13 protein-coding genes are annotated in these 12,748 nt (G+C 52.3%); 7 read left to right on the plus strand and 6 right to left on the minus strand.

The window, feature by feature from the left end:
- Positions 1-174: 174 nt before the first annotated feature.
- The 5 genes from AC6I4B_RS07070 to cysM all read left to right on the plus strand — a co-directional run bounded on the left by AC6I4B_RS07070 (position 175) and on the right by cysM (position 5,008).
- Positions 175-1,191, plus strand: a complete 1,017-nt coding sequence (locus tag AC6I4B_RS07070) for a sulfate ABC transporter substrate-binding protein (RefSeq protein ID WP_497770591.1) — start codon at positions 175-177, stop codon at positions 1,189-1,191.
- A complete protein-coding gene (cysT, locus tag AC6I4B_RS07075) occupies positions 1,191-2,024 on the plus strand; it encodes a sulfate/thiosulfate ABC transporter permease CysT (protein WP_497770593.1) in 834 nt (277 codons plus the stop codon). Before AC6I4B_RS07070 ends, cysT begins: the two co-directional genes overlap by 1 nt.
- Positions 2,024-2,899: a sulfate/thiosulfate ABC transporter permease CysW gene (gene cysW, locus AC6I4B_RS07080; RefSeq protein WP_497770594.1), complete on the plus strand. Its 876-nt coding sequence runs from the start codon at positions 2,024-2,026 to the stop codon at positions 2,897-2,899. Before cysT ends, cysW begins: the two co-directional genes overlap by 1 nt.
- Positions 2,889-3,983, plus strand: coding sequence for a sulfate/thiosulfate ABC transporter ATP-binding protein CysA (gene cysA / locus AC6I4B_RS07085; RefSeq protein WP_497770596.1), 1,095 nt, complete (start codon positions 2,889-2,891; stop codon positions 3,981-3,983). Before cysW ends, cysA begins: the two co-directional genes overlap by 11 nt.
- Positions 3,984-4,096: 113 nt before the next feature.
- The gene (cysM, locus tag AC6I4B_RS07090; RefSeq protein WP_497770597.1) at positions 4,097-5,008 is read left to right on the plus strand and encodes a cysteine synthase CysM; all 912 of its coding nucleotides are present in this window, start codon (positions 4,097-4,099) and stop codon (positions 5,006-5,008) included.
- Between the two features lie 33 nt (positions 5,009-5,041).
- Here cysM and AC6I4B_RS07095 read toward each other — a convergent pair whose 3' ends face one another.
- Complete coding sequence (locus tag AC6I4B_RS07095; protein WP_497770599.1) at positions 5,042-5,470, minus strand: YybH family protein; 429 nt, start codon at positions 5,468-5,470, stop codon at positions 5,042-5,044.
- Between the two features lie 225 nt (positions 5,471-5,695).
- On the opposite strand from AC6I4B_RS07095, the gene pdxK reads away from it, so the two are divergent.
- Complete coding sequence (gene pdxK / locus AC6I4B_RS07100) at positions 5,696-6,550, plus strand: pyridoxine/pyridoxal/pyridoxamine kinase (RefSeq protein ID WP_497770600.1); 855 nt, start codon at positions 5,696-5,698, stop codon at positions 6,548-6,550.
- Between the two features lie 55 nt (positions 6,551-6,605).
- Here pdxK and crr read toward each other — a convergent pair whose 3' ends face one another.
- From crr to cysZ, 5 genes are all read right to left on the minus strand, one after another.
- Positions 6,606-7,115 carry a PTS glucose transporter subunit IIA gene (gene crr, locus AC6I4B_RS07105; RefSeq protein ID WP_497770602.1) on the minus strand — a complete coding sequence of 170 codons (510 nt, stop codon included), beginning with the start codon at positions 7,113-7,115 and terminating at the stop codon, positions 6,606-6,608.
- Between the two features lie 40 nt (positions 7,116-7,155).
- Positions 7,156-8,883, minus strand: coding sequence for a phosphoenolpyruvate-protein phosphotransferase PtsI (gene ptsI / locus AC6I4B_RS07110; protein WP_497770603.1), 1,728 nt, complete (start codon positions 8,881-8,883; stop codon positions 7,156-7,158).
- 45 nt (positions 8,884-8,928) lie between these two features.
- Entirely contained in the window at positions 8,929-9,186 is a 258-nt protein-coding gene (gene ptsH / locus AC6I4B_RS07115) for a phosphocarrier protein Hpr (RefSeq protein ID WP_002913505.1), read from the minus strand.
- Between the two features lie 381 nt (positions 9,187-9,567).
- On the minus strand, positions 9,568-10,539 hold the full coding sequence (gene cysK / locus AC6I4B_RS07120; RefSeq protein ID WP_497770605.1) for a cysteine synthase A: 972 nt from the start codon (positions 10,537-10,539) through the stop codon (positions 9,568-9,570).
- Positions 10,540-10,695: 156 nt separating this feature from the next.
- Positions 10,696-11,457, minus strand: coding sequence for a sulfate transporter CysZ (cysZ, locus tag AC6I4B_RS07125; protein WP_497770606.1), 762 nt, complete (start codon positions 11,455-11,457; stop codon positions 10,696-10,698).
- A 229-nt stretch (positions 11,458-11,686) separates the two neighbouring features.
- Between cysZ and zipA the strand changes: the two genes are divergently transcribed.
- On the plus strand, positions 11,687-12,703 hold the full coding sequence (gene zipA / locus AC6I4B_RS07130; protein WP_497770608.1) for a cell division protein ZipA: 1,017 nt from the start codon (positions 11,687-11,689) through the stop codon (positions 12,701-12,703).
- Positions 12,704-12,748: the final 45 nt, after the last annotated feature.

A 12,748-nucleotide genomic window follows, 5' to 3' on the forward strand; every position in this document is an offset into this window, starting at 1 on the left:
CTTCCCCAGAACCGCATTCCCCGCCATCCTTGTCGCTGTAGCCACGCTGCTCGGCGTGCGTCTTATTCCCTTTTCAACTTCCAAATCACCAAACGGTATATAAAACCGTTACTCCTTTCGTACCCGTTATAAATACACTGGTGTTCAGAGAATCCTCACACTATAGGGTGCGCAATGGCTGTTAACTTACTGAAAAAAGGATACCTGACGCTGGCGGCTTCCCTGCTACTGGTTGCTCAGGCGCAGGCGACGGAGCTGCTGAACAGCTCTTACGACGTTTCCCGCGAGCTGTTTGCCACCCTGAATCCGCCGTTTGAACAGCAATGGGCGAACGATAACGGTGGCGATAAACTGACGATTAAACAATCTCATGCCGGGTCATCAAAACAGGCGCTGGCGATTTTGCAGGGCTTAAAAGCAGACGTTGTAACTTATAACCAGGTTACCGATGTGCAAATTTTGCACGATAAAGGCAAGCTAATTCCGGCGGATTGGCAGAGCCGTCTGCCGAACAATAGCTCGCCGTTTTACTCCACGATGGGCTTCCTGGTGCGTAAAGGTAACCCTAAAAATATCCACGACTGGAGCGACCTGGTGCGTTCTGACGTCAAACTGATTTTCCCAAACCCGAAAACGTCGGGTAATGCGCGCTATACCTATTTAGCCGCGTGGGGTGTAGCGGATAAAGCTGACGGCGGGGATAACGCGAAAACCCAGCAGTTTATGACGCAGTTCCTGAAAAACGTTGAAGTGTTTGATACCGGCGGTCGCGGTGCGACCACGACATTTGCCGAGCGTGGCCTGGGCGATGTGCTGATTAGTTTTGAGTCGGAAGTGAACAACATCCGCAAGCAGTACGAAGCGCAGGGTTTTGAAGTGGTTATCCCGAAAAACAACATTCTGGCGGAGTTCCCGGTGGCGTGGGTGGATAAAAATGTTCAGTCCAACGGCACGGAAAAGGCGGCGAAAGCCTACCTCAACTACCTCTACAGCCCACAGGCGCAGACGATCATCACCGATTACTACTATCGCGTGAATAATCCGCAGGTGATGGACAAGCTGAAAGATAAATTCCCGCAGACTGAGCTGTTCCGCGTGGAAGATAAATTTGGCTCCTGGCCTGAGGCGATGAAAACCCATTTCGCCAGCGGTGGCGAGTTAGACAAGCTGTTAGCGGCGGGGCGTAAGTAATGTTTGCTGTTTCCTCCAGACGCGTGTTGCCGGGCTTTACCCTGAGCCTCGGCACCAGTCTGCTGTTTGTTTGTTTAATTCTGCTACTGCCACTCAGTGCGCTGGTGATACAGCTCGCACAGATGAGCTGGGCGCAGTATTGGGAAGTGATTACCAACCCGCAGGTGGTTGCCGCCTATAAAGTGACGCTGTTGTCGGCTTTTGTGGCGTCGATTTTTAATGGTGTGTTTGGCCTGCTGATGGCGTGGATTTTAACCCGCTATCGTTTTCCTGGCCGCACGTTGCTGGACGCGCTGATGGATTTGCCGTTTGCGTTGCCTACCGCTGTAGCGGGGCTGACGCTGGCCTCGCTGTTCTCGGTGAATGGTTTTTACGGTGAATGGCTGGCGAAGTTTGATATCAAAGTGACCTATACCTGGCTGGGGATTGCGGTGGCGATGGCCTTTACCAGCATCCCGTTTGTGGTGCGCACGGTGCAGCCGGTACTGGAAGAACTAGGCCCGGAGTACGAAGAAGCGGCTGAAACGCTGGGTGCGACCCGCTTACAGAGTTTTCGCAAAGTGGTATTGCCAGAGTTATCACCGGCTCTATTGGCGGGCGTTGCACTGTCGTTTACCCGCAGTTTGGGGGAGTTTGGCGCGGTAATTTTTATCGCGGGCAATATCGCGTGGAAAACGGAAGTGACATCGCTGATGATTTTTGTGCGCTTGCAGGAGTTTGATTATCCGGCGGCGAGCGCGATTGCTTCGGTTATTCTCGCGGCCTCTCTGTTGCTGCTGTTTTCTATCAACACTTTGCAAAGTCGCTTTGGGCGACGTGTGGTAGGTCATTAATGGCAGAAGTGACTCAATTGAAGCGTTATGACGCGCCCCGCATTAACTGGGGAAAATGGTTTCTGATTGGCACTGGCGTGTTGGTATCCGCCTTTATCCTGCTAGTGCCGATGATTTATATCTTCGTTCATGCCTTCAGCAAAGGGCTGATGCCGGTGCTGAAAAACCTGGCCGACCCGGACATGCTGCACGCCATTTGGCTGACGGTGTTGATTGCGCTGATTACCGTGCCGGTCAACCTGGTGTTTGGCGTGCTGCTGGCCTGGCTGGTTACGCGCTTTAACTTCCCTGGCCGCCAGCTACTGTTGACGCTGCTGGACATTCCGTTTGCCGTTTCGCCGGTGGTGGCAGGCCTGGTGTATCTGCTCTTTTACGGCTCTAACGGCCCGCTTGGCGGCTGGCTGGAGGCGAATAACCTGCAAATTATGTTTGCCTGGCCGGGGATGATTCTGGTCACTATTTTCGTCACCTGCCCATTCGTGGTGCGCGAGCTGCTCCCGGTGATGCTAAGCCAGGGCAGCCAGGAAGATGAAGCGGCGATATTACTCGGCGCCTCCGGCTGGCAGATGTTTAAACGCGTCACTTTGCCTAATATTCGCTGGGCGCTGCTGTACGGCGTAGTGCTGACTAACGCGCGGGCGATTGGCGAATTTGGCGCAGTGTCGGTGGTTTCCGGCTCGATTCGCGGTGAAACCTTATCATTACCGTTACAGATTGAACTGCTGGAACAGGACTACAACACCGTTGGATCCTTCACCGCAGCGGCGCTGTTGACGTTGATGGCTATTCTGACCTTGTTCTTAAAGAGTGCGTTGCAGTGGCGTTTGCATAATCAGGAAAAACGCCTGCAACAGGAGGGAAATCATGAGCATTGAGATTGCCAATATTAAGAAGTCTTTTGGTCGCACCCAGGTGCTGAATGATATCTCTCTGGATATCCCTTCCGGCCAAATGGTCGCGCTGCTGGGGCCATCTGGCTCCGGGAAAACCACGCTACTGCGCATCATCGCTGGGCTGGAGCACCAAACCAGCGGCAATATTCGTTTTCAGGGCACTGATGTAAGCCGCCTTCATGCGCGCGATCGCAAGGTCGGTTTCGTGTTCCAGCACTACGCGTTGTTCCGCCATATGACGGTGTTCGATAACATCGCTTTTGGCCTGACCGTACTGCCAAGACGTGAACGGCCAAATGCCGCCACGATTAAAGCCAAAGTCAGCAAACTGCTGGAAATGGTACAGCTTTCTCATCTGGCGGATCGCTATCCGGCACAGCTTTCCGGCGGGCAGAAGCAGCGCGTGGCGTTGGCGCGCGCACTGGCGGTCGAACCGCAAATTTTACTGCTGGATGAACCCTTCGGCGCGCTGGACGCCCAGGTTCGTAAAGAGCTTCGTCGCTGGTTACGCCAGCTCCATGAGGAGCTGAAATTTACCAGCGTTTTTGTCACCCACGATCAGGAAGAAGCGATGGAAGTCGCCAATCGCGTGGTGGTGATGAGCGAGGGGAATATTGAGCAAGCCGATGAGCCGGATCAAGTATGGCGTGAACCGGCGACCCGTTTCGTGCTGGAATTTATGGGTGAAGTGAACCGTCTTCAGGGCACTTTGCGCGGTGGGCAATTCCACGTTGGCGCGCACCGCTGGCCGCTGGGATATACGCCGTCTTATCAAGGGCCAGTGGACTTGTTCCTGCGCCCGTGGGAAGTGGACGTTAGCCGCCGCACCAGTCTGGATTCGCCATTGCCGGTGCAGGTGCTGGAAGCCAGCCCGAAAGGGCACTACACCCAATTAGTGGTGCAGCCGCTGGGGTGGTATCACGAACCGCTGACGGTTGTCATGCGCGGAGATGATGCGCCGGTTCGCGGTGAACGGCTGTTTGTGGGGCTGCAAAACGCACGCCTCTATAACGGTAATGAGCGCATCGAATCACACGAGAATCTTGCTCTGGCGGAAACGGCCTGATAGCTTAATCGCACGTGCTTTTGCTGGGTGGCGCTGCGCTAACCCAGTCTACAAATTGATGCCCATAGGCCCGGTCAGCGCAGCGCCACCGGGCTTTTTACTGGATTGCGATCGTGAACACATTAGAACACACCATCGGTAATACGCCGTTGGTAAAACTACAGCGTCTGGGGCCGGATAACGGTAGTGAAATTTGGGTTAAGTTAGAGGGCAATAACCCCGCAGGCTCGGTAAAAGACCGTGCTGCGCTGTCGATGATTGTTGAAGCGGAAAAACGCGGTGAGATTAAGCCTGGCGACGTGCTGATTGAGGCCACCAGCGGCAATACCGGCATTGCGCTGGCGATGATTGCAGCGTTGAAAGGCTATCGCATGAAACTGCTGATGCCAGACAATATGAGCCAGGAACGCCGTGCCGCGATGCGTGCCTACGGCGCAGAACTGATTCTGGTCACGAAAGAGCAGGGGATGGAAGGCGCGCGTGATTTAGCGTTGGCGATGGCGAACCGTGGCGAAGGTAAGCTGTTGGATCAGTTCAATAACCCGGATAACCCGTACGCGCATTACACCTCTACGGGGCCGGAAATCTGGCAACAAACTGACGGACGTATCAGCCATTTTGTCTCCAGCATGGGAACCACCGGGACGATTACCGGCGTGTCACGTTTTCTGCGCGAGCAGGATAAACCGGTCACGATTGTCGGTCTACAGCCGCAAGAGGGCAGCAGTATTCCCGGCATTCGCCGCTGGCCTGCGGAATATATGCCGGGAATTTTTAATGCCCAGTTAGTTGATCAGGTGTTGGATATTCATCAGCATGATGCGGAAAACACCATGCGTGCTCTGGCGGTGCGGGAAGGTATTTTCTGCGGCGTGAGTTCCGGTGGTGCAGTGGCGGGTGCAATACGTATTGCCGAGCAAAACCCTGGTGCAGTCGTGGTGGCGATCATCTGCGATCGCGGCGATCGCTATCTCTCTACCGGTGTCTTTGGCGAAGAACATTTTAGCCAGGGCGCGGGAATTTAACGAATACGAGGAGCCTGAGCGATGGCTCCTTTTTTATATGTCGTCGGTATGATGCCAGTCGTGCGTTGGGTTCAGCAGGTCAGTGCCGTAAGAGTTATCTATCGTACACAGCCAGCGCCCATCGCGGAGGGCGAAAACGTAGGTCGCCCGTCGTGTTTCTTGAGAGATCTCCCCCTCCTCATTGGGAATATCTAGCCGGGTTTCCATAATCACCAGCGCGTTGCCGGCCCCTTCGATAATCTCCATTTTTCCTTGTGTGACCACTAACCGATGCTGAAAAAAGTCAGCAATAGCGATAAAGGCTTTATGGATATTCACTTTGCCTTTGACCACCATTTCCGGCTTGACCACCAGCGTGGCGTCGTCGGCGTAGTACTCCATCAGGGTATCGTAATCTTCTTGTGAAATTGCCCGATCGCAGGCTTGGATAACTGCTTTTAATTGTGAATGTACCAAAGTCATGCTCATCAAGCCTCGTGAATAGGGGAGGTAATCCCGCCGTCTGTTGCGAAGGGTGAGGTGTAAGTATACAGAGCACGGCCAAACCAGGCGGATTTCTCATAAAGTTTGTGACGTTAGCGCTATTTTTGTTCTTAGGCGGGTAGGTTCGATCTTTTCGCTGGAGTGGCATACCATAGGGCAGTCAATGGATAAAGTATGACCCGCCGTCCAGCGGGAGGAGAAATCATGGACCAGCAAGATGACATACAATCGGTGCTGTTTAGCGACACGCGCCAGGCGCTGCAAGCGGATATCGTTGCCGTGCAGTCTCAGGTTATCTATGGCAGCGTAGGCAACAGTATTGCCGTTCCGGCCATTAAGCAGCACGGTTGGCAAGTGATGGCTGTGCCAACGGTGTTATTCAGTAATACTCCACACTACGACACCTATTATGGCGGCGTGATCCCGGCTGAATGGTTTAAAGGCTATTTACAGGCGCTAAGCGAGCGTCATGCGCTGCGTCAGCTAAAAGCGGTGACGACCGGATATATGGGCAGCGCCGAGCAAATTGCGATTCTCGCGCAGTGGCTGGCGGAAGTACGCCGCACAAACCCCGATATCTGTGTGCTGGTTGACCCTGTCATTGGCGATACCGACAGCGGCGTGTATGTGAAAGCGGAAATCCCGCAAGCGTATCGTACGTTACTGCTGCCGCAGGCGCAGGGGATTACGCCCAACTTATTTGAGCTACAGATGCTAACGGATATGCCGTGCAATACGTTGCAAGAGGCGACGTTGGCGGCGCGCAGTCTGCTGTCCGACACCTTACGCTGGGTGGTGATTACCAGTGCGCCTTCGCAAGACCCGCACTGCATTTCGGTGGTGACGGTGACGGCTGATATGATTCGCGTTATTGAGCATCCGCGTATCGTGACGGACTTAAAAGGGACGGGCGATCTGTTCTGTGCTGAGCTTATTAGCGCAATCCTTGAGGGCGTGGCGCTGGGTGACGCGGCAGAACGTGCGGCAAACCGAGTGTTGCAGGTGATGACGTGGACACATGAACATGATTGTCATGAGTTGATGCTGCCAGCGTTATAAATGACAGGCATAAAAAATGGCACCGAAAGGTGCCATTTTTTCACTGCGGCAAGAATTACTTCTTGATGCGGATCACTGGGGTTTCACCCACAGTCACGCTACCGGACAGTTTGGTCAGTTCTTTAATCTCGTCCATGTTGGAGATAACAACCGGAGTCAGGGTAGACTTGGCTTTCTCTTCCAGCAGTGGCAGATTGAATTCGATAACAGTGTCACCGACTTTAACACGCTGGCCTTCTTCCGCGATACGTTTGAAGCCTTCGCCTTTCAGTTCAACGGTGTCGATACCGAAGTGGACGAACAACTCAATGCCGCTATCTGATTCGATAGAGAAAGCGTGGTTGGTTTCAAAGATTTTACCGATGGTTCCGTCAACCGGCGCAACCATTTTGTTGCCGGTTGGTTTGATAGCAATGCCATCACCAACGATTTTCTCAGCAAACACTACATCCGGCACGTCTTCGATGTTGACGATTTCGCCAGAGAGCGGTGCAACAATCTCAATAGTTCCGGTGTCTTTTTTATCATCAGAAACCAGAGATTTCAGTTTATCGAACAAACCCATGATCTTCTCCTAAGCAGTAATTTGGGCCGCATCTCGTGGATTAGCAGATTGTTTTTTCTTCAATGAACTTGTTAACCAGCGTCATTAACTCGTCCGTTGTCGGTTGAGCAAGAGCTTGCTCTGCTAATACCTTCGCATCTTCGAAGTTCGTGTTACGGATAATCTTCTTAATGCGCGGGATAGAAATGGCGCTCATAGAGAACTCGTCCAGACCCATCCCCAGCAACAGAAGTGTAGCACGTTCGTCGCCTGCAAGCTCACCACACATGCCAGTCCATTTGCCTTCAGCATGAGAAGCATCAATAACTTGCTTGATCAAGGTAAGGACAGACGGTGACATTGGCTGGTAAAGATGTGAAATCATATCATTACCACGGTCAACTGCCAGAGTATACTGCGTTAAATCATTGGTACCGATACTAAAGAAATCAACTTCTTTGGCTAAATGACGAGCAATCGTTGCCGCAGCCGGTGTTTCCACCATCACGCCAATCTCAATCGTTTCGTCAAAAGCTTTACCTTCGTCGCGCAGTTCCTGTTTGTAGATTTCAATCTCTTTGCGCAGTGCACGCACTTCTTCAACAGAGATAATCATCGGGAACATGATGCGCAGTTTACCGAAAGCAGAAGCGCGCAGGATGGCACGAACCTGGTCACGCAGGATCTCTTTACGATCCATTGCGATACGCACGGCACGCCAGCCCAGGAACGGGTTCTCTTCTTTCGGGAAGTTCATGTATGGCAGCTCTTTATCGCCGCCGATGTCCATGGTACGGACGATAACCGCTTGCGAGCCACAGGCTTCAGCAACGGCTTTATACGCTGCAAACTGTTCTTCTTCAGTTGGCAGGGCATCACGGTCCATGAACAGGAATTCGGTGCGGTACAGACCAACACCTTCAGCGCCGTTACGCTCAGCACCGTCGATATCACGAACGGTACCGATGTTGGCGCAAACTTCAACCTGGTGGCCATCAAGGGTGATTGCCGGCAGATCTTTCAGTTTTGCCAGTTCGGCTTTTTCATTGGCAACCTGCTCTTGAATCGCGCGCAGTTGCTCAATTTCTTCGTTCGTTGGGTTGACGTAAACGAGGTTGTTTACGGCATCCAGAATCAGATAATCGCCATTTTTCACCTGAGAGGTGACATTGCCAGTACCCACAATCGCTGGCAGCTCCAGGGAACGCGCCATGATGGAAGTGTGAGAAGTACGGCCACCAACATCGGTGATGAAACCCAGCACCTTGTTCAGGTTCAGCTGTGCGGTTTCAGACGGTGTCAGGTCAGCGGCAACCAGGATAACTTCGTCCTGAATCGCGCTCAGGTCAATAATCGCCAGACCCAGGATGTTGCGCAGCAGGCGCTTACCGATGTCACGTACGTCAGCCGCACGTTCTTTCAGGTATTCATCATCCAGTTCTTCCAGGGCAGTAGCCTGACCTTCGATAACTTCATGCGCAGCTGCATCAGCTGTCATGTTCTTATCTTTAATCAGGGCTATGATTTCCTGCTCCAGCTCCTCATCTTCGAGCAGCATGATGTGCCCTTCGAAGATGGCTTCTTTTTCTTCACCGAAAGTTTCGCCAGCTTTAGTCTTGATTGCTTCGAGCTGAGCTGACGCTTTAGAACGGCCATTCAGAAAACGCTCGACTTCCTGCTCAACGCTATCGGCAGAAATTTTCTTCCGGTCGATGACAATCTCATCTTCTTTCAGCAGCAATGCTTTACCGAAAGCGATACCCGGGGATGCTAAAATGCCTGAAATCATAACCCTACCTTACTTGTGACTGATATTTAAAAGAACTCGTTGAACTTACTCGAGTTCAGCCATCAGTTTAACCAGATGTTCAACTGCTTTCTGCTCGTCTTCACCTTCTGCGGACAGGGTGACAACAGTACCCTGAGTCAGGCCCAGAGTTTGCAGTTTGAACAGGCTTTTTGCGCTAGCGCTTTTGCCGTTGGAAGTCACAGTGATCTCAGAAGTGAAGCCTTTCGCTTCTTTAACAAACTGAGCAGCAGGGCGGGTATGCAGACCGTTCGGAGCGGTAATGGTAACTTCTTGCTGGAACATTATATTTCCCCAACTTATAGGTTTAGTGTTGTGGAACTAAAGTCTAGCCTGGCGGCTACACTTTAGCCTGTATTACTCATCAAGCGACGCCCACAAATCAGCACTGCTATCGGTAACGTATTCCGACGCAGACGCGTCTGGCCTTTGACGTTTCGCTTATCATTAAACATTATGCCGCGAAAGCAGGATTTGAACCAAATCATAAAATCGATTCAGCTTTTAGAAATCCTGTTAAGAATAATTTCGCGCTTCAAAATAAATATGCTGGTTAAATACCAGACTCAAGGAAGTGAAGCAATGCCAGGAGGGGTAAAAGTTTGATGCGCGCCACAAAAAAGCACCACATTGGGTGCTTTTTTACGCGATTTTAACGAACTGGCATTACTGTTGCAGTTCTTTCTCTGTAAAGAGATCTGCGAACAATGCAGTGCTCAAATAGCGTTCACCTGAGGACGGTAGGATAACCACAATATTCTTATTGGTAAAGGTTTCATCTTCTTGCAATTTCAATGCAGCGGCGACGGCGGCGCCAGACGAAATCCCCGCAAGAATACCTTCTTCTTCCATCAGGCGGTGCGCGGTAGAAATGGCTTCTTCGTTGGTGATAGCCACAACTTTATCAATCAGTTTCAGGTCAAGGTTGCCTGGAATGAAGCCCGCGCCAATGCCCTGGATTTTATGCGGGCCAGGTTTAATTTCTTCGCCTGCCAGCGCCTGAGCGATAACCGGTGAGTCGGTAGGTTCGACCGCGACAGAAATCAAGTCGGTTTTGCCTTTCGTGCCTTTGATAAAGCGCGTGACGCCGGTCAGCGTACCGCCAGTACCCACGCCAGCAATAAAGACGTCAACCTGGCCGTCGGTATCTTCCCAGATTTCTGGGCCGGTGGTTTTTTCATGAATTTCCGGGTTGGCTGGATTGCTGAACTGTTGCAGCAGCAGGTATTTTTCCGGATTACTGGCGACAATTTCCTCGGCTTTCTGGATGGCGCCTTTCATGCCCTTTGCGCCTTCGGTCAGCACCAGGTTCGCGCCCAGTGCTTTCAGCAGCTTACGGCGTTCGATGCTCATGGTTTCTGGCATAGTCAGCGTCAGTTTATAGCCACGAGCAGCGGCAACGTAGGCCAGAGCGATACCGGTGTTACCGCTGGTTGGTTCAACCAATTCCACGCCAGCTTTCAGTACGCCACGTTTTTCGGCATCCCAAATCATATTGGCACCGATACGGCATTTGACGCTGAAGCTTGGGTTACGTGATTCTACCTTCGCCAGAATGCGCCCGTTACCGATACGGTTCAGTCGTACCAGTGGCGTATGACCGATAGTCAGGGAGTTATCTTCAAAAATCTTACTCATGGCCTATCCTTAACTGTATGAAATTTGGGGTACTGGACCAGCATACCTGCTTAAAGATTCTGCGGAAGTAAGGATTTCGCATATCTATATACTGAAGGGAAATAATGGTAAGCAGGATGGAATAAGGCAGGGCATAAGCCCCGCCTTAAGGTGATATTACTTCCACATTGCGTGTTTATCGCGATAACAATCAACCCACATCGCGGTTGCACCACAGATAGCGACAGGAATAATCACCAGATTCAATACTGGAATCAGCGTGAACAGGCTGGTCAGCGCACCAAACTGCATATTGGTGACTTTACGTGTGCGCAGCGCTTCACGCATGGTTTTGAACGGCACTTTATGGTTGTCGAACGGGTAGTCGCAATACTGAATCGCCAGCATCCACGCACTGAACAGGAACCATAGAACCGGTGCTACCGTTTGTCCGATACCCGGAATAAAGTACAGCAACAGCAGCACCACCGCGCGTGGCAGATACCACGCCAGCTTTTGCCATTCCCGCTTCATGATGCGCGGCAAGTCTTTCATGATATCGATAACGCCTGCATCTGGCGGGGTTGCCCCCGTTAAGCGGGCTTCCAGTTGCTCGGCGAGCAGACCGTTGAACGGCGCGGCAATCCAGTTGGCAATCGTTGAGAATAAATAGCCGAAAACCAACAAAATCGAGATGACAACCACCGGCCACAGCAGATAGCTCAGCCATTGCAGCCAGTCTGGAATGCGGCTCATTAAGGACGGTATCCAGCTTTCCAGTTTGCTGAACAGCCACCAAAACGCGCCGCCCATCAGCACAATGTTGACCAATAATGGCAAGATGACGAAACGACGGATGCCCGGCAAGCCGATCAGTTTCCAGCCCTGAGAGAAATAGTAAACGCCGCTCCGTGCGGCAGGGGTGGATGATGAAACCATGGTCAGGGAGTGCTCCTTTGTCTGACTGCATTAAAAGACGACTATATATTATCGGGTTGTTGGGCAATGACCAGTTAGGAAATGTTCGAAAAAACAGCAAAAAGCACAATTTAATGCATCTTTATGTGGTGAATCTCACGTGTGCACTTGCACTTGACGTAATCGACAAATACTCTTAGTGAGTAAATGTTTGCCGTGGTGGCAAGGTGTTAGAACAACAGAGAATATAATGATGCAGGATTTGCGTCTGATATTAATCATTGTTGGCGCGATCGCCATACTTGCTTTACTGGTTCATGGTTTTTGGACGAGCCGTAAAGAACGTTCATCGATGTTTCGCGATCGTCCAATGAAGCGTATGAAGTCTCGTGATGCCGATGATGAGTCGGAAGACGACTTTGATGACAATGTTGAAGGCGTGGGTGAAGTTCGTGTCCACAAGGTCAATCACGCCCCTGGGGTTGCTGGGGAGCATGACGCCCCTCGTCAGACGCCTCAACACCAGTATCAGCCGCCTTACGAGCGTCAGGCTCCACAGCCTGTGCGTCCGCAAGAGCCAGCTGTGCAGCCGCCGCCTGTGCAACAGCCGCATCAGCCTGCTCAGCACGCGCCGGTTCCACCGCCGCAACCTGTGCAGCAGCCTGTGCGCCCACCGGTTGTTGAACCGCAGCCCGTGCCGCAGCAACCCGTGCAGGTGGCTCCGCAGCCTGTAGCGCCGCAGCCAGCACCAGTAGAAGCGCCAGCCGCACAGCCTGTGCAGCCGCAGCAGCCAGAACCGGTTGCTCAGCCCGCGCCAGAACCGGCTCAACCGGTTAAACAGGAGCGCAAAGAAACGGTTATCGTGATGAACGTTTCAGCACATCAGGGCACTCAGATTAACGGCGAACTGCTGCTGAACAGCATTCAGCAAGCTGGGTTTAAATTTGGCGATATGAACATTTTCCATCGTCATCTCAGCCCAGACGGTAGCGGCCCTGCGCTGTTCAGCCTTGCGAATATGCTCAAGCCGGGTACGTTTGACCCAGACAATATGAGCGAGATGCTGACCCCAGGCGTCACCATCTTCATGCAGGTGCCTTCATACGGCGACGAGCTGCAAAACTTCAAGCTGATGCTCCAGTCGGCGCAGTATATTGCCGATGAAGTGGGCGGTGTGGTGCTTGACGACCAGCGTCGGATGATGACCCCGCAAAAACTGCGCGAGTACCAGGACCGTATTCGTGAAGTGAAAGACGCTAACGCCTGATAGGCCCGCGCCTTTTCAAACTCTTCCTGAACCCCCGCCTGTCGG

The sequence above is a fragment of the Kluyvera fluvialis genome (assembly GCF_059725275.1).